The sequence below is a fragment of the Halomonas sp. E19 genome (genome assembly GCF_052439355.1).
Classification (GTDB): domain Bacteria; phylum Pseudomonadota; class Gammaproteobacteria; order Pseudomonadales; family Halomonadaceae; genus Halomonas.
In genome coordinates this window covers 1,200,861-1,224,990 of sequence record NZ_JBNFWU010000001.1, presented here as the reverse complement: position 1 = coordinate 1,224,990, position 24,130 = coordinate 1,200,861, and the positions used below count along the sequence as shown (strand labels likewise).

The window sequence follows — 24,130 nt, the reverse complement described above, 5'->3', positions numbered from 1 at the left end:
TGAAAGGTGACGTCGGCTTGCGCCAACCAGGGCAAACCCACTATGACGAGAGACGTAGCGCTGGCTAGCCAGCGACGGCGAAATGAAACTGAACGGTGGTCCATCAGAAGTCCCTCGGTAACTCCATGTAAGAGGCTATAGCATAGGCGAAAAAAGCCCGGTTGACGACCGCCAACCGGGCGACTATGTAAAACTGCGTAACCGAATTAGCCGAGGGTTTCGCCGGCGAGCATGAACCAGGTCTCCAGCACCGCATCAGGGTTCAGCGAGACGGAATCAATTCCCTGTTCCATCAACCACTTGGCGAGATCCGGATGGTCGGACGGCCCCTGGCCGCAGATGCCGATGTACTTACCCTGGGCACGGCAGGCTTGGATCGCCATGGCCAACAGTTTTTTAACGGCCGGGTTTCGCTCGTCGAACAGGTGCGCCACGATGCCCGAGTCGCGATCCAGTCCCAGGGTAAGCTGGGTCAGGTCGTTGGAGCCGATGGAGAAGCCGTCGAAGTACTCGAGGAACTCGTCGGCCAGCAGCGCGTTGGCCGGCAGCTCGCACATCATGATCACCTTGAGCCCCTTGACGCCGCGCTCGAGGCCATTGGCGGCCAGCAGCTCCACCACTTCCCGCGCTTCTTCGGTGGTGCGCACGAACGGCACCATGATCTCAACGTTATCGAGGCCCATTTCGTCGCGCACCCGCTTGAGCGCCTGGCACTCCAGCTCGAAGCAGGGGCGGAAGGCATCGGAGATATAGCGTGACGCCCCGCGGAAGCCGAGCATCGGGTTCTCTTCGCCCGGCTCGTAGAGCTTGCCGCCGATCAGGTTCTCGTACTCGTTGGACTTGAAGTCCGACAAGCGCACGATCACCCGCTCGGGATGGAAGGCGGCCGCCAGCGTGGCGATGCCCTCGACCAGCTTGTCGACGTAGAAGCTCACCGGGTCGGCGTAGCCGGCCGTGCGCAGGTCGATGGTCTGCTGCAGCTCCAGCGGCAGGGTGTCGTATTCCAGCAGCGCCTTGGGGTGCACGCCGATCATGCGGTTGATGATGAACTCCAGGCGCGCCAGGCCAACACCGGCATGGGGCAGCCCGGCGAAGCTGAAGGCGCGGTCGGGGTTGCCGACGTTCATCATGATCTTGAAGGGGATTTCCGGCATGGCATCGACGCTGGTCACGCGGCGGTCGAACTCCAGCAGGCCCTCGTAGACATGCCCGGTGTCACCTTCAGCACAGGAGACAGTGACATCGCGGCCATCCTCGAGCAGCTCGGTGGCATCGCCGCAGCCGACCACGGCCGGAATGCCTAGCTCACGCGCGATGATCGCCGCATGGCAGGTACGCCCGCCGCGATTGGTGACGATGGCCGAAGCACGCTTCATGATCGGCTCCCAGTCAGGGTCGGTCATGTCGGTCACCAGCACGTCGCCCGGCTTGACCTTATCCATCTCCTCGGGCGAGAACACCAGCTTCACCGCACCACGGCCGATACGCTGGCCGATGGCCCGGCCAGCCACCAAGGTGCGCCCCTTCTCCTTGAGGTGGAAGCGCTCCAGCTTGCCGCCCTCCAACTGGGAAACCACGGTTTCCGGCCGCGCCTGGACGATGTAGAGCTCGCCGTCGTCGCCATCCAGCGCCCACTCGATATCCATCGGGCGAGCGTAGTGCTGCTCGATGGTCATGGCCTGGCGCGCCAGCGCCATGACCTGATCGTCGTTGATACAGAAGCGGCCGCGATCCTTCAACGGCACGTTGACGGTGGACACCGACTTGCCCGCGCTGGCGTCTTCGCCATAGACCATCTTGATCAGCTTGGAGCCGAGGTTGCGGCGCAGTACTGCCGGGCGCCCGGCCGCCAGGGTAGGCTTGTGGACGTAGAATTCGTCGGGGTTGACCGAACCCTGCACCACCGTCTCGCCCAGGCCCCAGGAGGCGGTGACAAACACCGCATCGGGATAGCCCGACTCGGTATCAAGGGTGAACATGACGCCGGAAGCGCCGGTTTCCGAGCGCACCATCTTCTGGATGCCGGCCGATAGCGCCACGTTCTCATGGGCGTAGCCGCGGTGGACGCGGTAGGAGATGGCGCGGTCGTTGAACAGCGAGGCGAACACCTCGTGAACGGCACGCTTGACGTTGTCGAAGCCTTCGATGTTGAGGAAGGTTTCCTGCTGACCGGCGAAGGAGGCATCGGGCAGGTCTTCCGCGGTCGCCGAGCTGCGCACCGCCACCTTGAGATTGGGATGCTGGCTGGCCAGCGCCTCGTAGGCCGAGCGCAGGTGCTCTTCGAACGCAGGGGGCAGCGGTGTATCGATGACCCACTGGCGGATCTCGGCGCCGACGCGTGCAAGTTCCGTCACGTCATCAACATCTAGCCTGGAAAGGGCCTGGTTGATGCGCTCGTTCAGCCCTTCGTGAGCGAGGAATTCACGGTAGGCATGGGCAGTCGTGGCAAAGCCGCCGGGTACGGTGACGCCGGCTCCCGACAGGTTGGAGATCATCTCGCCCAGCGAGGCATTCTTGCCACCCACGCGCTCCACGTCATCCATGCCGAGTTGGTCGAACCACAGGATGTAATCTTCTACATTACCTTCCACAAATCCCCCTTGACCTTGCCATGGCCTTGATCGTCGATGCCTGAGTGACAGGCAAGAAATACAATGCTCGTCACCTTACCCGCCTGCGTCCATATTCGCCATTGGTCTAACATCGAAGTCAGTGGAGGATTTTTACAACAGTCGCCCGTTTTGCTGCGTTTCTGTAGTTTGCCGGGGCATTCGCCGCCTCCCTTCCTTGCCCCGGCCCCGGCAGGCTGGAAAATATGCCCCACGACGCCAAAGGAAATCGCCCATCATGCCCCGCACCGCCTTCTTCATCTCCGACGGCACCGGCATCACCGCCGAGAGCCTCGGCCGCAGCCTGCTGGCCCAGTTCGAGAACATTGAACTGCGCATGCTGACCAAGCCATACATCGATACGCTCGAGAAGGCGCGTGCGCTGGTCGACATCATCGAATCCACCGCCCAGCGGGACGGCGAGCAGCCGATCATCATCGATACCATCGTCGACGAGTCGATCCGCGAAGTGATTCGCAGCGCCACCGGCTTCAAGGTCGACATCTTCTCGACCTTCCTCAAGCCGCTAGAGCAGGAGCTGGGCAGCCATTCCAGCTACAGCGTGGGGCGCACCCACTCGATCGGCCAGGACGAAGTCTACATGGACCGCATCCACTCCGTGCACTTCGCCCTGGACAATGACGACGGCGCAAGAACACACCAGTACAGTCAGGCCGACGTGATCCTGATCGGCGTGTCACGCTGCGGCAAGACGCCCACCTCGCTCTACCTGGCGCTGCAGTTCGGCATCCGTGCGGCCAACTATCCGCTGACCGAAGACGACCTCGACGAAGACGGCGTGCTCAAGCTGCCCAAGGCCCTGGCCCAGTACCGCCACAAGCTGTTCGGCTTGACCATCGACCCGAGGCGCCTGGCCGCCATTCGCCACGAACGGCGGCCCAACAGCCGCTACAGTTCACTCGACCAGTGCACTCAGGAAGTGGAACAGGCGGAGGGGCTCTATCGGCAGATGCACATCCCCTTTATCGATACCACGCGCTTCTCCATCGAGGAGATCTCCACCCGGATGATCGCCGAAACCGGCCTGAGCCGCCGCTTCTCGCCCCGCTGAGCTCAGGCAGGCGGCACGCCGGGCTGCGCTGCGGCCCGGCATAGCCCTTCGTAGCGGCGCAATACCGCCCAGCACACCACGCACAGTCCCAGGTAGCCGCTGAGCCCACGCGCGTCGCGCAGCATCGACTGGGTGAGGCCGAAATCAATGAAGGCCACTACCACCATGACCCCGGCCGCCCCGAGCACCCGCACGCCGGGGTCGACGTGCGCAGCGTTCAGGCGCCGCCAGAAAAGCACGAAGGGCGCGCCGTAGAGCAGCAGCAGCGTAGCCAGCCCCAGGCTGCCACGCCGGGCCGCCGTATCGATAATGTCGCTGTGCAGCTGGTCGTAGCGCGCAATGCCCGGATGGAAGCTGCCCGCTTCCACCCACTGGTCCCGCTGACGCTGCAGCCGCTCCTCGCCCCAGCCCACCAGCGGCCGTTCTGCGAACAGCGCCACCCCCGCCCGCCACATTTCCAGACGCGCGCCGATGGAACCACGGCGTGAATCCTCCTGCCAATACTGCTGCGCGTTGACGACTGCCTTCTGCAAGCGATCGACCACGCCACTCTGAGGCAGCAGTGCTACGGCGAGCAGCAGGCCCACCAGCGTGGCCGCGATGGCGTTGAGGGTACGCGGAGGCACCAGCGGACGTGCGGCGCGATATACCAGCAGCAACATCAGCGGTGCCGCCATCCAGCCGCCGCGGGTGCCGGACAGCAGCGAACCGAGCATTCCCGCCACGCCCGCCAGCATGGCCCCGGCCAACAGCAGTGGACGACGGTAATCGCGGTGGCGTATCAGCCAGAGCGCCCCGAGCAGCGCCAGACCACCCAGCAATAGTGACAGGTTGCCGAAGGGAATGGCGTTCATGCCATTGCTGGCACGAGCCTTGCCTAGCACGAGACGCTCATGCATGGCGATACTGCCGGCCCCCAGCGCACCACAGCTCACGGCCAGCCATAGCAGCCGCGGGCCCGGCGTGAACGTCCTGAGCGCCACCAGCAGCAGGCAGGCCAGCAAGGGCCAAAGCGGCAGCAGCACGCCTTCGCTCCCGCGGCCCACCGGCCAATGGCCCGAGCGCCAGACGTCCAGCCACCAGAGCCCCCGTAGGCAGCGAGTGCCATCAGCAGCAGGCCATCCTCGCGGTCGAGTTCTAGCGGGATGTCGCCATGAGCCCATGCCCACACCGCCAATGGCAGCAGCGTGGCCGCCGCCAGCAGTGGAAAAGTCGCATAGGCGGAAGGCAACACAAGAAGAAAGGTCAGGAAAGCAAAAACCCAGCCCCCGCCAGCAAGCGTGACCACTGCCATTGACCCGCATGTGCCAAAACTTCAGGAGAAGCGTGGGGAAATTCAACCAGCCATAGGTGACGGTCCATTAGGGCAGCCACAACCTCGCATCAAAGTTAGAATTCAAAGGAAGGAAGAGTTTGTCGACTCTGTTGCCAAAAGTACCATGCGCGAGATAAGCCGTGCTGCTCATCTCTGCACACCTGCCCATCAACTGCACAGGAGGCTCCATGCCAGCACCTCACGGTTCGGACGTCCCCAAGACCACCCGCAACGTGCATGATACGCACTACGCGACATGGCTCGGACGGTTATCTCACTTTCGAGAAGCCTGTTACTCAGCTTACGAGCGCAGCCTGGCCGATACGCCATTCACCTTTATAGGTGCCAACGCCTATCTCCAGGACCACGATGCCATCTTGCAACACACCCAGCGGGCATTAAGCGACTTCCGTGACGCTGACGCCATGTATGTTGCCGCAGCCCTGGTCCTGCTGAACGACATGCGTCCTCTTCCGACACGCTTGATTATGGATGCGTTCGACACCGATCTGGCCTCTTTTGCTATCCAGTGCCTGCCGCCCGAAGAAACCGGGACCAATGCGCTTCAACACTATGAGGCTATGCTGCATTTCCTTGCCAACGCGTCCAACAAGGTGCAAAACGTTCACCTCGCGCTGCGGCTGGGTCAAGTTCAATACAGCCCAGAGGCTGTCGGCCTCCTTCCCTATTGGAGAGTTGAGGCAGAGACCATGGACCAAGGAGAACCACTTCTGCGTCAACGCGTCCTGGAAGCCATAGATACCGCATCAGCGACGAAGACATGACGATACAATAACGGTACGCCTCAAGGCGACGTCCACTTCATGAAATCGTGCAGCGCCGGAACCTGCAGTGCCATGTCGTCGGAAAAGGCGTACTCCCCTTCCCACTCCCTGCTGCTGGCATAGGCACGCAGCCAAAACTTACGGTCGTCCGCCGTCAGCTTGTAACCGCTCATTTCCTCTGCACCCCTCAAGCGGGAAGGCAAGGCCCAGCCTCGTTTGGACAACTTGACAATGGTTACGACAAGGTGGGTCAACAATTCTTGTTCAGGCGCCACACGCTCGTGAAACTCTGGCCAAAACTCTTTATCTTCCGTCGAGCCCTGCCAGCCTTTATTTACCCTCACATCATCCAAATCATCATAAGGGTGCGAGTGGAAAGTGCCGACAAGTTCGATATTCTGCCAATGCCTCTCGAAGAACTTCTTCTTGGCGATGATGGAATTGAAATTTGGCTGCACCCAGTCTTCATGTCGTGTGGCTGAGGTTTCCACGGTGGCCATGGTCGCCACCACTCGGGCCGGCAAATCGCCCTTGGCAGGAATGGAATACCCCCAAAGCAGGCCGAAGGTTTCCAGCTTTCCATATTCCTTCGACGGCTTTTTCTTGCTGTGCTCAAATTCGTAAGACTCGAATGCCGTGGTGAACAGCTGCGGCACTACATACTCTTCAATATAGGTAACTTTGGTCATTTATTATTCCCTACGCAAAAAAATCCGAACCAATACTGCTCGCAAGGCAGCACGACACTTAGCATTCATGGACTCACCTTGCGCCGAAACCTCGCCACAGGGTCCAAAGAGTCTTCAGCGAAATCAGCACATCCAGCCAGAGGGAAAAGTGCTTAATGTAATAGAAATCGTATTGGAGCTTTTTTGACATCCCTTCAATTTCCGCGGCATACCCTTGCTCCACCTGGGCCCAGCCTGTAATCCCCGGGCGCACCACATGGCGATAGCTGAAAAACGGCACATCTTTTTCATACCAAAGGGAAAGCGAGGCGGACTCAGGCCGTGGACCAATAAAACTCATCTCACCTTTCAGAATATTGAAAATTTGCGGCAGCTCATCCACACGGTATTTTCGAATCCATCTTCCCAAAGGAGTGATGCGGGGGTCGTCCTCGGCGAGAGTAAAATCTTCCCCGCTCATATCCACATGCATACTGCGAAATTTGTACATCAGAAAGGGGTTTTGCCGATAACCCATACGTGGCTGGAGAAACAGAGCAGGCCCGGGGCTATCAAGCTTGACAAGCAGGGCGACAATGGCCATGACGGGAAGCAGGATGGGCAGCAGCAGCAGCGCCCCAAGCAAATCTGCAATACGCTTGAATCCAAGATAAGCCAAGGAAGGAAGAAGACTGCCAAATTCGTTCTCAGAAAGATGGTCAACCTTGACCCTCCCGGACATCGATTCCGCCACCTGGCGAATGTGATACACAGGTATATGGCAAAGGGTGCAGCGCGCAAGGAATTTCTCCCACTCTGGCGGAAGGTCGGTGGCCCGCAAGTCTGCCACCACCCCGTCAAAGCGAACCCCTCCAAGATCCGGCGATTCCAAAAGGCGAAGATCCGCCTGGCCAAGGCTTCGAAGCTGCTTCGTTTCTCCAAAGGGGACCAAGGCCAGTTTCAAGGTGCGAAAACGACGGCCCACGGCAAAACCAATGTAGAACCAGGCTAGAGAAACCACAAAGCTGCCCAGCAGGAACTGACGCGAGTAATCCTGGCGAGACAGAAGCAATATTGCCATGGCGAATAAAAAAGCCGCCGTGACGGTCGGAAAGATGAGTGCAACCGATTGCGAACCAGGATAGCGCTGCATTCGCCTTAACGTGAGCATGGATGCAACAAACGCGCCCCCTACTGCTATATGCGTTGCCAGGTGAAGCTCCGGCAATTCGTGCCAGAACCCCCATCCCCAGACCTCCAGCACGGGCAACCCCAGAACTAGCGGCAAGCCGATCAGCAAATGGCAGCCCAGGCCAAAAAGAAGCACTTCATACCAGCGGGAATGCCGGCGCTCGAATTGCAGGATCATGGAACACCCAGAATCTACACCACGCCTCCGTCCTGCCGCCCCGTGGACGGCAAGACGAAAACTAAAGGGTTACGGTAGGGTCAGGCAAACTACAGAAAGGACAACCCAAACAAATCAGAGAAAAACAGTGCAAGAGACAGCGCCGCCCTGGCGAGCAGACGCTGTCATGCATAAACGCAGCAGGAATAACCACAGCAGCAGGGAAACAGCCAGGTACGTCAATCGGGCTCGCGTCGCGATTCCGGGTTCAGCGCACCACGCCCTCACGACGCAGCCGAGCGATATCAGCGGCACTAAGCCCCATCTCGGCGAGTATCGTATCGCTGTCCTGGCCCAGCCGGGGCGGCGCGACGTCACTGACGGCAGCCTGGCGGTCGAAGCGCAGCGGGCAGGCGACCTGCGGCACGTCGAGGTCGCCGCGCCTAAGGGTGCGACGCATTTCACGATGCTTCACCTGCGGGTCGTCGAAGACCTCGCTGAGGGTATTGATCGGCCCGGCGGGGATGCCACGGGCCTCGAGCTCGGCCAGCCAGTCGTCACGCCGGCGCGTGAGCAGCTCGGCCTGTACCAGCGGTACCAGCACATCACGGTTACCAACGCGCGCCGCGTTGGTGGCATAGGCCGGGTCGATGGCCCACTCAGGATGCCCGAGCAGCTCGGCCAACCGCGCAAACTGGCCGTCGTTACCGACGGTGAGCACAAGGTGGCCATCGGCGCAGGCAAATGCCTGGTAAGGCACGATATTGGGATGGGCATTGCCATGGCGCTGGGGCGAGACACCGCTGACCAGCGTATTGAGCGCCTGGTTGGCCAGCGCCGCCACCTGCACGTCGAGCAGCGCCACGTCCACATGCCGCCCTTCCCCGGTGCGCTCGCGTTCATGCAGCGCGGAAAGCACGCCGATGGTGGCGTAGAGCCCGGTCATCACATCGGTAATCGCCACCCCGGTCTTCATCGGCATGCCGTCGGGCTCGCCGCCGATGCTCATCAGTCCACCCATGGCCTGGATCATGAAGTCGTAGCCGGCGCGGTGGGCATAGGGCCATCCTGGCCGAAGCCGGTGATGGAGCAGCCGATCAGCCTGGGGTTCAAGGCCTTGAGGCTGGCGTAGTCGAGCCCATACTTGGCCAGGCCGCCCACCTTGAAGTTCTCGAGCACGATATCGGCCCCTTCGGCGAGCCGGCGTACCAGCGCCTGGCCTGGCTCGGTGGCGATATCGAGGGCCAGCGACTGCTTGCCGCGATTGGCGCACAGGTAGTAGGCCGCCACCCGTTCGGCGTCATCGTCGCCGGCCAGCCACGGCGGGCCCCAGCCACGAGTGTCGTCGCCGCGCTCGGGGTGCTCGATCTTGATCACCCGCGCCCCCAGGTCGGCGAGCAGCTGGCCGGCCCAGGGCCGGCCAGCACGCGCGACATGTCGAGCACCACGATACCGTCGAGCGGTCCGCTCATGGTTGCACTCCTTGTCGCCCGGTTCAGTTGACGAATGACTGGATGCCGGTCTGGGCACGGCCGAGGATCAAGGCGTGCACGTCGTGCGTACCCTCGTAGGTGTTCACCGCCTCGAGGTTCATCACATGGCGAATCACGTGGTACTCGTCGGCAATACCGTTGCCGCCGTGCATGTCACGCGCCACACGAGCGATATCCAGGGCCTTGCCGCAGTTGTTGCGCTTGATCAGCGAGATGGCTTCCGGCACCAGCTGGCCCGCGTCGATCATGCGGCCGACCCGCAGCGCGGCCTGGAGGCCCAGGGCGATCTCGGTCTGCATGTCGGCCAGCTTCTTCTGGATCAACTGGTTGGCGGCCAGCGGGCGGCCGAACTGCTTGCGGTCCAGGGTGTACTGGCGCGCGGCGTGCCAGCATGCCTCGGCGGCGCCCATGCTGCCCCAGGCGATGCCGAAGCGGGCCCGGTTGAGGCACGAGAACGGGCCCTTGAGGCCGGTCACGCCCGGCAGGCGCTGCTCGTCGGAAACTTCTACATCCTGCATGGCGATCTGGCCGGTGATGGAGGCGCGCAGGCTGAACTTGCCCTCGATCTTGGGTGCCGAAAGCCCCTGCATGCCCTTCTCGAGAATGAAGCCGTTGATCACGCCCGCGTCGTCCTTGGCCCACACCACGAAGACGTCGGCGATCGGCGAGTTGGTGATCCAGCTCTTGGTGCCATTGAGCCGCCAGCCATTCTCGGTGCGGGTGGCGCGGGTGGTCATGCCGCCGGGATCAGAGCCGTGGTCCGGCTCGGTGAGGCCGAAGCAGCCAACCCACTCGCCCGTTGCCAGCTTGGGCAGGTACTTTTCGCGCTGGGCTTCGCTGCCGAAGGCGTGGATCGGGTACATCACCAGGCTCGACTGCACGCTCATGGCGCTGCGGTAGCCAGAGTCGACTCGCTCCACCTCGCGGGCGATCAGACCGTAGCTGACGTAATTCATACCGGCGCAGCCGTAGCCGTCGATGGTGGCACCGAGCAGACCCAGCTCGCCCATCTCGTTCATGATCTCACGGTCGAAATGCTCGTGGCGGTTGGCCTCGAGCACGCGCGGCAGCAGCTTCTCCTGGCAGTAGTCGTGAGCGGTCTGGTGGACCATGCGCTCGTCTTCGTCGAGCTGGTCGATCAGGCGGAACGGGTCTTCCCAAGTAACGGGGGTGATCTGAGTCATCGCGGCTCTCCTGGTGGAATTTCTACATTTTGAACGAATGTAGACCAACGCCACTTCAATGCCAACCCCTCGCACACCTTTTTCTGCCCTTCTTTACGCTTCCAACCCGCCAGGCTGCCTCCAACCTGCGCCTTCAACCAAGGCGCACGCCATCGAGGCGCCGGTGAAGGAGGCGCCACGCCACCAGGCCCACCAGCACGTTGGCCACGAACAAGCCGATGAATACGCCTTGCGGCCCGCCCAGCGTGCCGCCCAGCCAGGCCAGCGGAACCGTGAGCAGGAACAAGCGAATCACCGAGAGGCGCATCGCCCGGCCAGGTTCATGCAGGGCATTGAGCGACGAAACTGCCAGTATCACCACGCCCTGCGCACCCAGCCCCAGCGGTACCCACCACAGGAAGCTGCGCAGCACCTCGCCCATGGCCGCACCGTCCGCGTAGCTTGCCACCAGCCACGGGGCAAGGGCCTGCAGCAGCAGCCAGATCAGCAGCTGCCAGGCCAGCACGAAGGCGAAGCAGCCGACGATGGCGCGGCGCACCCGCTCATGCTGTCCCGCACCGTGGTTCTGACTGACCAGGGGTGGCAGGGTCATGGAAAGCGCCAGCACGCCAATCTGAGCAATGGCATCGATACGCGTGCCCACGCCATAGCCCGCCACCGCATGATGACCATGTTCCGCCACGATGCGCGTCACCAGCGCCACGGCCAGCGGCGTGAATACGCTGGTGATGGCGGCCGGTATGGCAATGCGCGACAGCTCGCGCCACGAGGCCAGCAGCCCGCCCAGGGTGAGGTGGCGCAGGTCGAGGCAGTCACGCAGCTCACGCTGAAAGAACAGCGCCGCCGTCATGGCGCCCCAGCTCAATACCGTGGCCAACGCGGCACCCTGCACACCCAGTGCAGGAAACGGGCCCACACCGAAGATCAGCAGCCAGTCGAGCAGGCCATTGAGCAATGCCGCCACCGCCATCATCAGCCCGGGGATCAGCGTATTGCCCTGTGCGCGCAGCACGCTATTGAGCACCCGCGGCACGATCACCGCCGCCGCGCCCAGGTACCAGATGCCCATGTAGTCGCGCACATGAGGCATCAGCGCGGCATCGGCCCCCAGCAGGCGAAACAATGGCTCAAGCGTGGCCAACCCCAGCACGCTCAGCATTACGCCGACCGCCAGCGCCAGCAGGGCGGCATCGGTCGCGCGCCGCCGCACGGTTTCGATATCCCCCTGGCCCAGGCGCCGCGCCACGACCGCTGAGGTGCCGATCCCCAGGCCAATCGCCAGGCTGATGACGGCAAATACCACCGGGAAGGTAAACGACACCGCCGCCAGCGGTGCCGTGCCCAGCCGAGCAATGAACCAGGCATCCACCAGGTTGAAGCTCAGCATCGCCACCATGCCGCCGGCCACCGGCAGACTCTTGCGCCAAAGGGTCAGGGCAATGGGGCCTTCGAGAAGCTCGCGGCGCAGAGGGCGCTGAAGGCCGCGCCCGGCATTGAGGGGTTGGTCATGAAGCCTCGGCGAGCAGAAACGGGCACTGGATTGTGCCGACAGGCAGTTTACGGCAAGTGTGAAGGATAAGACCGTCAAGCGGAGATATCGCGCACGGTTGCCTTGTGCCTTGCCGGCATCGGCGGGACGGGATCTGCGCAGAGCAACGGCTCCCTGACCAACCCCAGGGCGCTGAAAATACGCGCATTCGTCTGGCGCACGTCATACAGGTTCTGCGCCATCAAGCGGCCGTTACGCCCATGCTGCACAATCAGCTCAGGGGCATGCACATAGCTCAGCATGGCCTCAGCCAGTGCCGGCACATCACGCGGCGGCACCAGCAGGCCGTTGTGACCGTGCACCACCGTATCGCGGCAGCCCACCCAGTCGGTGGTAATGACCGGGCGGGCCATGGCCATGGCCTCCTGGTTGCCGCGGGGCACGCCTTCGCCATACCAGGACGGCAGCACGTACACGCTGGCATCGGCCAGCCAGTCCCGGACATCGTGCACTCGATCGACCCACTCCACCACGCCTTCCTCATGCCACGCCTCGAGCTGGCGGCGCGGCACCGAGCGAGAAGTGGCATCGGCCCCGCCCACCAGCCGGAACCGCGCCTCGGGCACACGCGCCTTGACCAGGCGCGCCGCCTCGACAAACTCGTACACGCCCTTGGCCTTCAACATGCGTGACACCATGACAAAGCGAAGCGGTGTCAGCTGCGGGGCTGCCGGCGCGAAGTGGTCCAGGTCGAGCCCTATGCCATGAATGCGCGCCACTCGGTCGTTGGTCACCATGCGGCTGAGCTGAAAAAACAGCATGTCGTCACGGTTGAGAAAGATGGTGCGCTCGGTCAGTGCCAGCGCGCGGCGGTAAAGCGCCGCCACCCCATGGCGGATCAGCTTGCGCCGCCAGCCCAGCGTCTTGGCCCGGCCCTCGAAGGCATAGCCGCGACCCTCGACCATGGAAAAATGGCGTGGCACGCCTGCCAGGTGTGACGCAAACGCCCCGTAGATCACCGGCTTGATGAAGTAACCGAAGGTGGCATCGGGCCGCAGCCTTTTCAGGCAGCGGGCCAGCGCCCAGGTGTCGTAGAGATCACGCAGCGGATTCATGCCGGTGTTGGAGAGCGAGATGTCCACCGGCTCGGCCCCAAGCGCCTGAACGGCAGCTCGCACCTTGTCACAGTAATCCGGTGCCAAGGCATAGACGCGAATGCCATGCGCCGCCAGGTCGCGTATCAGCGGCCCCCGGAAGTTGGCCAGCGAGAATGCCTGGCTGGTGATGATAGCAAGGGTCTTGATCTGCATCGGAAAATACGCAGCCGAAAGAGCGCGCTCCGCAAGGAGCGCGAAATGAGAAAGAAGAAAGAAAAGAAAAAGCGAGAGAGTGCGAGAAGAGAGCTCGGCGTGTGCCGGTTATTTCAACCCAAACAGGAAGCGAAAGCAGAGCCGAGCGCCCTTCTGCCACCACAGCGGCTCGACGTTGCCGGACGCACGCCACTCGGCCAGCTCATCGAGCACCCGCTCCGGCGTAGTGAAGTGCCCAGTGGTACGGCTCACATAAGTGGGGTAGAGAATCAGCACCCCGGCGACAAGCGCATCCAGGCTCAGTTGCCGGGTACGGCGCGTACAGGGCACCTTGTCCTCGGTGAGCCCCCAGCCGGAATAGAAAGGCTGGCCGTAGCAGACCACGGGCTTGCCGCGCAGCAACGCCTCGAAGCCGGTCAACGACGTCAGGAGGTGTACCTCGTCGACCTGGTCGAGCAGCTGTTGCATGGGGGCGTCGGTCACGACTGCATTGCAGTAGCGTTCCGCCCCCTCCTCGCCTACCCCCTTTGCCCGGGCGCCCGCCACCACATCGGGGTGCGGTTTGTAGAGCAGGTAGGCATCCGGGCACGCTTCCCGCACCGCACGCAACACCTCCATGTTGCGGCGCAGCCCCGGCGCGCCATAGGCCAGCGAAGCATCGCTTTCCACCTGGCCCGGCACCAGAATCACGCGGGCGGCGCCTGGCGGCCGCTGCCAACTGCCCTGCCCCACGTTGTACTTGGTGATACCCGCCGCCACCAGGCGGCGACGCAGCAAGGCGGCACGTTCGAGAAGCTCGGGGTCGTCAATGCCCTGCTGCAGCAACACTTCCAGATCAGATGGCCGGGTGGCGTCGTAGTAAAGCCCCTGGCGGTCGAACGCCCAGGAGAGCGGCGTGGTGAAATTGGCCCCAAGCCCCACCGAACGAATGAAACCGTCTTCGATGCGCACCAACGGCGTGCCGGCGGGCAGGCGCTTGGCCATCGGCTTGTACCCCCATACCAACGCCGTCTGCCCTGGCGCCACCCTTTCCGGCCGCCGGGTGAAGCGCAATCGGCTACCCGCCACGAAGCGCCGCACCCCGGCATGGCGCCAGGGCGCGAAACCCAGCGCCACCATCTCCGGCGGGAAGCGCTCGCGCATGCGTCGCTGCAGCCCCAGCCACTCGATCACCCGCTCCGCCTCGCAGCGCTCGCCGGTTTCCGGGTCGACATAGCGCGGGTATTTCACCAACGCGGCAAAGAGCAGCTGCTCCAGGGGAATCGGCACACGCCGCTTCGGGGCCGCAAGCGCATCGTGGGTGAGCCCCCAGCCGGCATAGAACGGCATGCCGAAGGTATACACCGGTTTTTCCCACAGCAGCGCTTCAAAACCCACCTGGGAGGTAACGGTATACACCGCCTCGGCCTGCTCGATCAGCCGCACGGGGTGAACCGAATCGGCAAGCACGCTCACCCTGGGCTCATGCTGCAGCGCCTCGAGATCGAAGTGGCCCTTCTTGCGGCCCGCCACTACGTCCGGGTGCACCTTGAGCAGCACCTGCCGTTCCGGGTCGTCATCCAGCGCGGCCTGCAGCATGGCATCGAAGGCTCGATCATTGGCCAGGCCGTAATGGATCGACGCGTCCCCCTGGGTTTGATCGATCACCAGCGCATAGCGCGCCGGCAGCTCGGAAACGATTTCACGGGCATGGTTGTATTTCGACACGCGTGCCCGTTGCCACAGCAACCGCAAGCGCTGGGCCCTGTTGCGCTCCGCCTCGCTGAGCGGCGCACTGGCCAGGCGTTCCAGCGCCGAGGCACCGGTAGCGTCGTAATAGATTCCGCTATCGTCGACCGCCAGTGACAGCGGTGGCGAGTCGGCCCCCAGCCCCAGCGAGCGTACGAAGCCATCTTCGATGCGCAGCAGCGGCAAGCCGCGGCCCCGCGCCAGCCGCTCGGCGCGGGCGGCCGAGGGTTTGCGCCCCCAGGCCAGAACCGCCTGGGGCGTGGCCGGCAGCGGCATGAAGCGGTCGCGCAGGTCGCCACGTACCAGATGCAGGCGGGCCTGCAGAAGCTTGTCTAGATATGGGGTGCGCAGCGAGCCGCGGCCCGCTACCAGATAGAGAGCAGAAGAGAGTTCAGACACAAGGTTTCAAGCGCTCCAAGGCCGAAGCACGGCGGATTCCACCGACGTAAGAAGTTCACGCAATGACTGTCATGTTCACTGGGGAAGAGAGAGTCGCGCTAGCTAAGCTCGGTTAGCCAATTCGGCGCCAGCGTATCAATCAGCTCATGGGCCAACTGAGGCCCCATCTGTAGCGATACAGTCGCATGCTCGAAGGCTGCCTGCTTTTCAGACACCAGATGCTGAAGTGCCCGCTTCAGTCCCTGCAAAATGACGCGCTCGCCATATTCATCGCAAGCGGCCCTCCATGCATTCGAAGGAATGTCACCCCATTCACGACGCATCATGCAAAGATCGAAAATATCCTTGCGGTGACCTTGGTATCGATCCGCATTAGCGGTCAGTTTGGTGGCAAAGCACCCTTCCCGCCCGACACAAGGAATGGGAAACAGAGACTGATCAGGATCAGGTTGAATCAAATCGTTATTGAAATGAATGATTTCCAACTTGATAGGGTGGCCAGGCCCTTCCAAGAGGGCGCGGATCGCATCGCGATCGGCGCGAATTTCTCGCCCATTGCAAAGTGACAAGGAGTGCCCCGGAAGCAAAAGCGGACCAAAGCTTTGCGAGGTGATGGCCGAGCGGGCAGCGCGATATGCGGCCTTGCCCACGCAAAATAGATCGATATCAATAGATTCGCGAAACTCATCCAGCTCAAGGGCGATACGAGTACCGCCACCAAAGAGAATGTTGTTGGCACGCAAAAACTGGGGATTGAAATGCGTCAGAATGCGGCCGATAGCTTGATGGTGCACCCGGCGATAGTTCATGCCACTAGCATGTGCCCACGGCCATAGGCAACCGTTAGCCTACGTATCAGCTCTCGTTCGCCTTCATCCAGCCGATCATGGGCCACAAAACGCCACCTTTCCTCGTAGAGGCGAAATGCCACATCAGGCGCAACCCAACGCTCTGCCCGATCCCAAAGGATCAGGTCAAGCTCCGGGTAGTCGTGACGATCGATCAGTTTCGTGTCCATGGTCAGCCTTTTTCGCAACTGGATGCTGCCCCATTAAAATAGCCAGCTGCCCATGGCTAGTCAAAACCAACTGCTGGCAGGCCCCACGCCTCGCGCCTGCGGCACGCTCTCCAGTATGCGGGTTTGCCCATGTCGTTGCCCAAATAATTGCAACCGCCCACCACCAGGCTCACTTTCCCAGCGCTCGTGCGCAGCTCTGCTGGGCTGCGCTTAGCATGCGCTGCCGCTGATCAGGCGTTGCGGCCAGCTCCATGATGGCGTTCGACCAGGCCGTCTTGTCCATGGGCAGCAACCTCCCGTTCACGCCGTGCTGCACCAGCTTTTCGAAAACAGAGCCGCGGGGTAGAGCCCCACCGCACCGGCGGCGGTAATGTCGAAGAACTTGGTATAGGAGCGGGCGCGATTGAAGCGGTTCTCCACCATGGGGGCCAGGCCGATATGCCGCCCGGGTTGCGCCAGGAAGTGCTGGTAGGCATCCCAGGGCATGGGATGCACCACCGTGACGCGGGGCAGGCCCGCATAGCGCCGGCGTACCGCATCGCCGCCGATGATCTCGAAGCTGAGCCGTTCCTCGGCCGCCAGCACCTCCGCGACGACATCGCGCAGCCAGTGGATCTCGTCACCGTGGGAAGCGCTGCCATGGTAGAAGAGCCGTACGGGCTGCTGCGGCATCGGCAGTGGCGCGGGCTCCGCCAGGCGCGGGTGCCAATCGGCATACTTGTGCTGCAGGTAGGGGTCGAGACCCACAGCTGCGCTCGCCGGCTGCGCAGCCGGCCTGCATGCCTGGCACCCAGCCGGGCCAGCTTGCGGCGATAGCGCCACGGCATGCCGCGCGAGGCCTCGGTATCCAGAATGTCGTCGTCCATGAAGTAGACCAGCCCCGCCAGCAAGCCGTGGCACGCTTCAAGCTGCCGGCGCCAAGCCGGAGGAACATAGCGCACCAGAATCACCAGTGCACCCTCGAGCTCCCCTGCCGACATGGCCTGGTCAAAGCCGCGCATCAGCACCTCCGCCCGGGTGTTCTGCAGCAGCGGGCGCAGAAAGAAATCGGTCGAGGGGTTGGGGCGCTCCTGAACGACGACGACACGCCGAGCCACGGCCAGTTGCTGCGCTGGCGTCATTTCCGCCATGGTGTCTCCACGCGTGGCGCATGGCCGAGGCTGAAGTCGGGGCGCCGATAGTTGAGGTTGGGATTGTAGAACAGGTCGTGCTCCAGCACCTGCGCCCAGCGCTTGCGCATATACGCCGCTTCCGCCGCGGCACGGGCCTGTTTCTCGGGGTTGTCGTCCTTGCCTCGGCTGACCGACTCCAGGTGGTACAGCTCGGCGTAGGGGGTGAAGTGCACCTGCCAGCCCGCCTCGCGCACCCTCAGGCAGTAGTCGACGTCGTTGAAGGCCACGGCCAGGTCGGCTTCGTTCAGGCCGCCCAACCGTTCGTAGAGGTCGCGCCGGGTGACCAGGCATGCCGCCGTCACCGCGGAGAGCGCCTGGGCCAGCACGGCACGGTCGCAGTAACCCGGCGCATCGCCCGGCAGGCGGGAATGCAGGTGATCGGCCAGCCCGCCCGGCCCCACGGCATCGCCGGCGTGCTGCACCCGGCCATCGGCGTAGTAGAGCTTCGCCCCCACCACGCCCACCCGGGGCTGCAGCAGGCGACTGACCATCTCCTCCAGCCAGCCCGGGCTGATCACCTGGGTATCGTTGTTGAGCAGGCACAGCACCTCGCCCTGCGCCTGGCGCGCCGCCGCGTTGTTGATCGCGGAAAAGTTGAACGGTGCATCGAAGCGAATCACCTTCACTCGCGAATCGGCGCTAATGGCGTCGAACCAGGCCAAGGTCTCCGCCTCGGCGCTTTGGTTGTCGACGATCAGCACCTCGTAATCGGCGTACGTGCTTTTTCCAGCACGCTCTCGATGCAGGGCCGCAGCAAGTCGAGGCCATCCCGCGTGGGCACGATGATCGAGACCTTGGGCACCGGGCTCGGCAGCGCATAGTGCACACGGCAGTGGCCGCGGGCGGTTGGGGTCACACGCGCATCAACGCCCTTCGCCGCCAGGGCAGCTTCCACTGCTTGCACTTCGCCGCTGCTGACCTGCGGCCACGGCTGCGCCAGCGGCTCATCGACTTGCCGATACCACAGCACGGCCGGCACATGCACCAGCTGCGCCTCTCCAAGGCCATGCGCCAGCATCAGCTGCAGGCGGTGTTCGCTGCTGCCGAGCAACTGCGCCGCCGTAATAAGCCCCAGCCGCTCGCTTCTCACCAGCCAGGCCGCCCCTAGGTAAGCGGTAGCACGCAACAGCTCCTGGTTGGCATCGGGCTTGAACACCGGCACGTGTCGCTCATCGTTCTCTGCGAGGTGATCGTGGTCGCTGTAGATCAGCTCGGCCTGGGCGTGGCCGGCTGCCGCATGCAGCCAGCTGAACAGGCCGTGCTCTGCCAGCACGCAGCCGGGCGGCAGCCACAGGCTCCAGCCGGCACCCTGCCCCGGGCGAGGCAGCGCCAGGCCGACATGGCCGGGGCAGCCGGAATCGCGCAGCGCCTGGGTGGCCAGGTGAAAGCCCGCCTGATTCCTTCCGCCACCAGCAGCACGACACGCAGCTCGGTGATCAGCTGGCGGCCAAGCGAAGCCAAGGTAGCGGCCAGTGCCGCCGGCCCAGTGGCGGGAACCACCGGCACTACCACCTGCACCCGCTCGCCGCCTGGCCCCGGCGGCAGCGCTTCGGCCTGGCTCAGCCGCGGCCAGCGCTTGCGCAGTTGGCGCCGGTCGCGCTCGTCCAAGGTATCGAATTCGCGCACCCAATCCGCGTATGGCATCTGCACCGCCGAGGCACGAAAGCGCCCCGCCAGCGCATAGGCACGCGGCAAATCCAGGAAGGGCGTAAGCCAGCCCATGCCCGCCTGACGCAGCCGATGGCGCGGCTGGCGGTAGTAGACATGCAGCACGCGGCGCCCCATGCGGTACCAGCGCCGCAGGCGAGTCACGGGGGTTACCGACAAGGTTTCGATACGCGCCTCGCCTCCGGCACCCAAGGGTTCCAGCACCAACCGCCGGGTGCCGGCCGGCAGCTTGACCAGCTCCAGCAGGGTGCCTTTCAGGGTAATCGGCAGCGGTATTGCCGCCAGCAGGGCATCGTGCTGATTGAACGCCAGCAGGCGAGCGGAGAGATTCCAGCCATCGCGCCAGAAGCGGCCATCCAGCATGATCCAGCCGCCCCCGACCCCTGCCATTGCCGGGGAAATATCGAGAGCCGGGCGTGATGACAGCACAGGCTGGGTCATACCGCCTCCCCACGTAGCGACTCCGGTATGACCTGTGCCCAAGCCGTTAGCCCCAGGTGCGCTAGCCTCTCTTCGCTTGCCACTACACGGCGCTTTTCAAGCTGCTGCCACTGCTCCGCTGTCAGATGGGTGCACTTTTCGCCAATGGCGGCGACGAGGCTGTAATCGGTGCGTGGCACTTCGACCACGAAGCGGGCGTTAGTCTGGCAAACGAGAAAACCGGGCTGGATACGCTTCACCACGTCAGTATCTATGTTTCCAGCACTGTGAACGAAGACGATGCGCGCAAAGAAGCGGCATAAGTAATTGAACATCGAATAACTGGAAGACGACCCAAAAATCAGGCAGGTCTCTTTACACAACGCATTAGCATATTCAATTACCAGCAGCCGCCCAAAATTCGGCAGACCATTATCATAGGTCTTATATCGGGCATAATTGAATGAGCTGAGCACTTCGACAGTACAGGTTTGTCGTGGGGCCAGCTTATTGCCGAGATCGCCACCCACCTCACGCGCCTTGTAGCGGTCACGCGAAAGCACTGACTGGCATGCCTTAGCATCCAAACCCAGCCGTTCCGCCAAGGCCATTGCGGCGGTCATGGCCCCCGGTGAGTCCAATGCGTGTCGGTGCGAATAAATGCCTTGTCCCCCAGATGCTTCAAAGCGGCAATGGGATGGACCACATTCCGCCCATTAGCCAGGGCTTGGATCTGATCCATCGCCCCCTCTGCGCCTTCTTGCATGGGATGGTAACGCCGCCCAAGCACGCTCTCCTTGGAAGGAGCTACGAGCAAGGCCCAAGGAATATCGTGCTGCTTCGATAGCGTGTTACAGCGCGTAAGGTAATCCTGCCAGCCGGCCATTCCTTCCGCGGTGAGCTTCATGCGCCCGGTAAACTGATCCACGCTGCCATTGGTATCGTTATCGAGAAACAGCCAACCCTGCCGCCCCACCAGCACCTTGACACTGCTTTCCTGCTCAGGCTCAGGCGGGAGATGCACGTCACGCAGCAGCCAGCGCTGCCGGTCCAACTCAAGCCATAAACGAAAATGCGCCAAACGGGGGGTACGTGAAAGCGAAAACCACATTGGCTCTGCGGATGTTCCTCAGGCGCCTGCTGCAACACCTTTTCGATAACGTCCGGCCGCGCCAACGCCAAAGGATGGTGGAGCTCGAACGTGGGCCGCCATTCAGCCACGATACGAACCCGCTGAAGATCGCCAGCCATATCGGGTTTCAGCAAAACCCAGCCCTGTACGATACGCCCCGAATTACCGACCCATGCCTCTCGCTGTGGTGAGGGGTAATCCAGCTCCCAACGAAACACAGGGCACAGGTTCGATGCGCCAGGCGTTTGCCAGAGCCGCCTCAGGCGCTTCACCCAATGGCGAACCGCGCCTTTGCCTTTTTCCGCGAGACCACCCTGTGCTTGCCAATTATTAACCACTACACCAACCCCATCTTGCGGTAAGCACTTTTCAAACATGCGGTCATGACATGCGGACTGAAACACGCCAAAGCACGCTGCCGAGCCTTGGCGCCCATAGCCTGCCTCAGTGCCTGGTCGGCGGCCAGTTTCATCACCGCTTCGGCAGCGGACTGGGCATTGCCGAAAGGCACCAACAAGCCGGTTTCACCATGGGCAATCAGTTCTGGCAATGCCCCCCACTCATACGCCACCACAGGCCGCCCCGCGGCCATGGCTTCCAGCACGGTGCGCCCGAAGGATTCCTGGAAGCGAGACAGATTCACCACAACCCCTATTTCGGCTAGCGCTTCTGCCGGCTCGGTAACATAACCGCGGTATTCGAGATTAGCAGGCGCTTCGCCACGTGCCTGGCGGCGTAACAGTGCCTCTACGGCCGGTGTGCGCGGGCCGAAAATGGCCACCCGGGCCAGGGGCGTCAGCCGAGCCAGCTCTTCGGCCATCGCTTCGAGGTCTGCCAATCCCTTCTTCGGCAGGTTGCTGCTGAGCATGCCCACCACAAGCTTGCCTTGCCCAGCGCATGGCACGGGTATTTCCAGCAAAGGGCCATCTCGATGGTATTGGGCACCACCTGGACCTTTTCGCCGACGCCGCCCAGCCACTCGGCCACACAGTGGGAATTGGCGATCAATCCATCGGCCATTTCGAGGGCTCGTTCACGCAGCTGCGCGGGCTCGGCATTCAGCGTCTCGCACAGCGTTGGGTCGTGCTCCGGCAGCTCACGCACATGCATCAGCGCAGGTAGGCCCTCGGCCCGTGCCGCAGCGAGCGGTTCATCCAGCACAAGGGTATTGGCGTGCACGAGATCAACGCAGAATCGCTGCATCAGCGCCCGAAAACGTTCCACCGTAGCGGGCTCCGGCACCTTGCCTTGCTGCCACCAGCCGTAGGGCAGCACCGCCACGCCCAGCGAGAGCGCCTGCAGCGCCTGTCGATACCCGGCGCTGCCCGCCGCCGGCAGCGCGACCACCAGGTTCATCTCCAACGCGGCCAACGCCCTGGCCGTATCGAGCAGGCTGCGCTCGGCTCCATAAAGGGTGGTGCCCGCGGCATGGCCCACCAGCAACACGGTAGGCCGACCTGAACGGTGCTCCCGCTCACCGGTAAACAGCGGGCAAGGCGCATAGCCCAGCTCACGCCCCTCGCGGACATAGTGAAGCAGCGGGTTGATCCCCAGCGTGGCCACCTGTGGGTAGCGGGCCAGATAACCCGAAACACTGAAGCCTGGGCCTGGGTCGCGCCCCTCGGAAGCACCAATTTCCCAGAAGTGCTCCAGCGGCTCGATCCTGCTCGACTGCAGGTCGATATGGGTGCGCAAATACCAGCCGGCATCGAACAGCCCCGAGGCCTGCAGCTCATCCAGCGGGTGAACGGTACGCACGGACAGTGCCACACGGCAGATGGCAGCAGGGGCCGGAAAAGGGCGGTATTCAGGGTGCGCCGGCAAATACAGCTCCTCTGAGTTCGCACACGCCGCATGCCAGCGCCGCGCGCTCTGCATGTAATCGCGGCGAACGCCGACGAATTGACTAGCCAGGTGAGTGGCGCCGTGCTGGCTTAGCGAACCTTCATCCGCACGCCCGATACTGAGCGGCACGCCGGGGGCCACCTCGATGATTGCCTGTTTCCCCAATGCTGCCACCAGCCGCTCACGATACTCGCTGTCGGCGTTTACCCTCACCTCGTCCCACACTCCCACCCGCTCAAGCACCGCACGCCGCACCATCAGCGACGAGAGGTTGGGATATACCCAGCCAAACTCATCCAGCCGCCACCGATGAAATAACAGCGCCGGGGTTGCACGCACCCACCAGGAGAGGCACGCCATGGCGTGTGGCGCCGGCTGCAAGGCCTGAACCTGTCGGGCGATCTTCTCGGGATGCGACCAGTCATCACTGTCATGGGTGGTCAACAGTTCGCCACGTGCCTCGTCCATGCCGCGATTGCGCGCCGCATAGGCGCCTCGATTTTCCGGTTGGCTTACCAGTCTCAAGCTAACGCCTTCAGGGCACTCCCCATCAGTCGCTCCACCACTTCGGCACCGGCATCGCTGCTAGCATCGTCCACCACGATGATCTCAAGCGGCCGCCACGTCTGTTCAAACAGGCTGCGCAGCGCCGTAGCGATACTGCCTTGAGCGTTGTAGAGCGGCACGATGACGGAAACCAGGGGCAAGCGTGCGCTGCGGGTTCGGTGTGAAGCGCCAGGGTGCTGTGCGCTGGCGAGGTGTGGTGGGGCAGTCGTCAGGTTATCCAGGCCCAGCGGCTTGCAGGCATCACGCAGTGCCACTTCCCGCAGCCTAAGCTGGGCAAAAAGGGTGTTGAATGCTTTAAGGCGGCCTGAAGCGTCGCCATGCACAGCTTGCGCATTGGCCTGGGCCAGGTAGGTATCCGCCTGGCCCGGAAAGCGCTGCTGCAGCTCGGCCAGCACTTGGCGCAGGGCTGCTTCATCCCCTTGCCGGTGTTGCGCCAGGCGACACAGCGCCTCCAGCGCCAGCAACAGCGGCCCTGCCCCCACCTCGCTGGGTGCTGTATACAACAGACGGCTGATATCAGGCGTTATCAGAAGCTCGACCACAGCCGGCCACTGCCCCTGCCAGGCAAACCAACGCGCCAGTGCCCAGCGGGCAAAAACCTGTTCTTCCGGCATGGCATCGGCGCCTTCCACCAGCCCTTGCAAGCGCGGCACCATCACCGATTCAGCCCCGCGCCACAGGCAATGGTCCCAGGCCAGGGCGCGGTTACGCCGGGGCAAGCGCCCCTCCGCCCTGCCGTACCGGTAATAGTGCTGCCAAGGGTCCATTCCTGCTGCGGCTACATCGGGGTACTCAGCTAAGTACCAGATAGCGTCGAAAGCAGGATCGGTCGCTTCCGAAGAATCTGTTTTACCCCGCTTTCTATCTCGCCTTTGCTTGAAGGCTTGCCAAAGTGCGTGCATCGGTTT

Annotated in this window: 21 protein-coding genes and 1 pseudogene; 2 read left to right on the top strand and 20 right to left on the bottom strand. The window is 63.0% G+C overall.

Going from position 1 to position 24,130, the window contains the following annotated elements; genetic code table 11:
• Positions 1-206 precede the first annotated feature (206 nt).
• Complete coding sequence (ppsA, locus tag ACUDAL_RS06550) at positions 207-2,591, bottom strand: phosphoenolpyruvate synthase (RefSeq protein WP_444677566.1); 2,385 nt, start codon at positions 2,589-2,591, stop codon at positions 207-209.
• Positions 2,592-2,847: 256 nt separating this feature from the next.
• Here ppsA and ppsR point away from each other — a divergent pair, with 256 nt between their 5' ends.
• Positions 2,848-3,681, top strand: a complete 834-nt coding sequence (ppsR, locus tag ACUDAL_RS06545; protein WP_444677565.1) for a posphoenolpyruvate synthetase regulatory kinase/phosphorylase PpsR — start codon at positions 2,848-2,850, stop codon at positions 3,679-3,681.
• 2 nt (positions 3,682-3,683) lie between these two features.
• On the opposite strand, the gene ACUDAL_RS06540 is transcribed toward ppsR, so the two are convergent.
• Entirely contained in the window at positions 3,684-4,706 is a 1,023-nt protein-coding gene (locus ACUDAL_RS06540; protein WP_444677564.1) for an O-antigen ligase family protein, read from the bottom strand.
• A gap of 430 nt (positions 4,707-5,136) precedes the next feature.
• Between ACUDAL_RS06540 and ACUDAL_RS06535 the strand changes: the two genes are divergently transcribed.
• On the top strand, positions 5,137-5,781 hold the full coding sequence (locus ACUDAL_RS06535) for a hypothetical protein (RefSeq protein WP_444677563.1): 645 nt from the start codon (positions 5,137-5,139) through the stop codon (positions 5,779-5,781).
• Positions 5,782-5,801: 20 nt separating this feature from the next.
• Here the strand turns inward: ACUDAL_RS06535 and ACUDAL_RS06530 are convergent, their stop codons facing one another.
• From ACUDAL_RS06530 to ACUDAL_RS06445, 18 genes and pseudogenes are all read right to left on the bottom strand, one after another.
• Entirely contained in the window at positions 5,802-6,470 is a 669-nt protein-coding gene (locus ACUDAL_RS06530; protein ID WP_444677562.1) for a hypothetical protein, read from the bottom strand.
• A gap of 73 nt (positions 6,471-6,543) precedes the next feature.
• Positions 6,544-7,818 carry a sugar transferase gene (locus ACUDAL_RS06525; RefSeq protein ID WP_444677561.1) on the bottom strand — a complete coding sequence of 425 codons (1,275 nt, stop codon included), beginning with the start codon at positions 7,816-7,818 and terminating at the stop codon, positions 6,544-6,546.
• A 247-nt stretch (positions 7,819-8,065) separates the two neighbouring features.
• Positions 8,066-9,269 (bottom strand): annotated as a pseudogene (locus tag ACUDAL_RS06520) (CaiB/BaiF CoA transferase family protein).
• A 23-nt stretch (positions 9,270-9,292) separates the two neighbouring features.
• Positions 9,293-10,474: an acyl-CoA dehydrogenase gene (locus tag ACUDAL_RS06515; protein WP_444677560.1), complete on the bottom strand. Its 1,182-nt coding sequence runs from the start codon at positions 10,472-10,474 to the stop codon at positions 9,293-9,295.
• 133 nt (positions 10,475-10,607) lie between these two features.
• Positions 10,608-11,882, bottom strand: a complete 1,275-nt coding sequence (locus tag ACUDAL_RS06510; protein WP_444677559.1) for an MATE family efflux transporter — start codon at positions 11,880-11,882, stop codon at positions 10,608-10,610.
• A gap of 176 nt (positions 11,883-12,058) precedes the next feature.
• A complete protein-coding gene (locus ACUDAL_RS06505; protein WP_444677558.1) occupies positions 12,059-13,273 on the bottom strand; it encodes a glycosyltransferase family 4 protein in 1,215 nt (404 codons plus the stop codon).
• A gap of 108 nt (positions 13,274-13,381) precedes the next feature.
• A complete protein-coding gene (locus ACUDAL_RS06500) occupies positions 13,382-15,400 on the bottom strand; it encodes a capsular polysaccharide biosynthesis protein (protein WP_444677557.1) in 2,019 nt (672 codons plus the stop codon).
• A gap of 98 nt (positions 15,401-15,498) precedes the next feature.
• Positions 15,499-16,209 carry a nucleotidyl transferase AbiEii/AbiGii toxin family protein gene (locus tag ACUDAL_RS06495; protein WP_444677556.1) on the bottom strand — a complete coding sequence of 237 codons (711 nt, stop codon included), beginning with the start codon at positions 16,207-16,209 and terminating at the stop codon, positions 15,499-15,501.
• Positions 16,206-16,418 (bottom strand): hypothetical protein, encoded by a 213-nt coding sequence (locus ACUDAL_RS06490; protein WP_444677555.1) that lies wholly within the window; start codon positions 16,416-16,418, stop codon positions 16,206-16,208. The genes ACUDAL_RS06495 and ACUDAL_RS06490 overlap by 4 nt, the downstream gene beginning before the upstream one ends.
• Before the next feature lie 300 nt (positions 16,419-16,718).
• Positions 16,719-17,165 (bottom strand): hypothetical protein, encoded by a 447-nt coding sequence (locus ACUDAL_RS06485; RefSeq protein WP_444677554.1) that lies wholly within the window; start codon positions 17,163-17,165, stop codon positions 16,719-16,721.
• A 370-nt stretch (positions 17,166-17,535) separates the two neighbouring features.
• Complete coding sequence (locus ACUDAL_RS06480) at positions 17,536-18,336, bottom strand: glycosyltransferase family 2 protein (RefSeq protein WP_444679326.1); 801 nt, start codon at positions 18,334-18,336, stop codon at positions 17,536-17,538.
• Positions 18,285-18,863 (bottom strand): glycosyltransferase family 2 protein, encoded by a 579-nt coding sequence (locus ACUDAL_RS06475; protein ID WP_444677553.1) that lies wholly within the window; start codon positions 18,861-18,863, stop codon positions 18,285-18,287. The genes ACUDAL_RS06480 and ACUDAL_RS06475 overlap by 52 nt, the downstream gene beginning before the upstream one ends.
• On the bottom strand, positions 18,797-19,699 hold the full coding sequence (locus ACUDAL_RS06470) for a hypothetical protein (RefSeq protein WP_444677552.1): 903 nt from the start codon (positions 19,697-19,699) through the stop codon (positions 18,797-18,799). The genes ACUDAL_RS06475 and ACUDAL_RS06470 overlap by 67 nt, the downstream gene beginning before the upstream one ends.
• The gene (locus ACUDAL_RS06465; RefSeq protein ID WP_444677551.1) at positions 19,696-20,301 is read right to left on the bottom strand and encodes a hypothetical protein; all 606 of its coding nucleotides are present in this window, start codon (positions 20,299-20,301) and stop codon (positions 19,696-19,698) included. The genes ACUDAL_RS06470 and ACUDAL_RS06465 overlap by 4 nt, the downstream gene beginning before the upstream one ends.
• Positions 20,298-20,789: an alginate O-acetyltransferase AlgX-related protein gene (locus tag ACUDAL_RS06460; protein ID WP_444677550.1), complete on the bottom strand. Its 492-nt coding sequence runs from the start codon at positions 20,787-20,789 to the stop codon at positions 20,298-20,300. The genes ACUDAL_RS06465 and ACUDAL_RS06460 overlap by 4 nt, the downstream gene beginning before the upstream one ends.
• Before the next feature lie 358 nt (positions 20,790-21,147).
• Positions 21,148-21,678 carry a glycosyltransferase family 4 protein gene (locus tag ACUDAL_RS06455; protein ID WP_444677549.1) on the bottom strand — a complete coding sequence of 177 codons (531 nt, stop codon included), beginning with the start codon at positions 21,676-21,678 and terminating at the stop codon, positions 21,148-21,150.
• Positions 21,606-23,180 carry a glycosyltransferase gene (locus tag ACUDAL_RS06450; RefSeq protein WP_444677548.1) on the bottom strand — a complete coding sequence of 525 codons (1,575 nt, stop codon included), beginning with the start codon at positions 23,178-23,180 and terminating at the stop codon, positions 21,606-21,608. The genes ACUDAL_RS06455 and ACUDAL_RS06450 overlap by 73 nt, the downstream gene beginning before the upstream one ends.
• Positions 23,177-24,124, bottom strand: a complete 948-nt coding sequence (locus tag ACUDAL_RS06445; protein WP_444677547.1) for a glycosyltransferase family 2 protein — start codon at positions 24,122-24,124, stop codon at positions 23,177-23,179. Before ACUDAL_RS06445 ends, ACUDAL_RS06450 begins: the two co-directional genes overlap by 4 nt.
• Positions 24,125-24,130 lie beyond the last annotated feature (6 nt).

Coding starts and splice junctions, on each gene's coding strand:
- ppsR (WP_444677565.1), top strand. CDS start 2,848: ATGCCCCGCACCGCCTTCTTCATCTCCGACGGCACCGGCATCACCGCC.
- ACUDAL_RS06530 (WP_444677562.1), bottom strand. CDS start 6,470: ATGACCAAAGTTACCTATATTGAAGAGTATGTAGTGCCGCAGCTGTTC.
- ACUDAL_RS06525 (WP_444677561.1), bottom strand. CDS start 7,818: ATGATCCTGCAATTCGAGCGCCGGCATTCCCGCTGGTATGAAGTGCTT.
- ACUDAL_RS06515 (WP_444677560.1), bottom strand. CDS start 10,474: ATGACTCAGATCACCCCCGTTACTTGGGAAGACCCGTTCCGCCTGATC.
- ACUDAL_RS06505 (WP_444677558.1), bottom strand. CDS start 13,273: ATGCAGATCAAGACCCTTGCTATCATCACCAGCCAGGCATTCTCGCTG.
- ACUDAL_RS06495 (WP_444677556.1), bottom strand. CDS start 16,209: ATGAACTATCGCCGGGTGCACCATCAAGCTATCGGCCGCATTCTGACG.
- ACUDAL_RS06490 (WP_444677555.1), bottom strand. CDS start 16,418: ATGGACACGAAACTGATCGATCGTCACGACTACCCGGAGCTTGACCTG.
- ACUDAL_RS06470 (WP_444677552.1), bottom strand. CDS start 19,699: ATGACCCAGCCTGTGCTGTCATCACGCCCGGCTCTCGATATTTCCCCG.
- ACUDAL_RS06465 (WP_444677551.1), bottom strand. CDS start 20,301: ATGACCGCCGCAATGGCCTTGGCGGAACGGCTGGGTTTGGATGCTAAG.
- ACUDAL_RS06460 (WP_444677550.1), bottom strand. CDS start 20,789: ATGTGGTTTTCGCTTTCACGTACCCCCCGTTTGGCGCATTTTCGTTTA.
- ACUDAL_RS06455 (WP_444677549.1), bottom strand. CDS start 21,678: ATGCTCAGCAGCAACCTGCCGAAGAAGGGATTGGCAGACCTCGAAGCG.
- ACUDAL_RS06445 (WP_444677547.1), bottom strand. CDS start 24,124: ATGCACGCACTTTGGCAAGCCTTCAAGCAAAGGCGAGATAGAAAGCGG.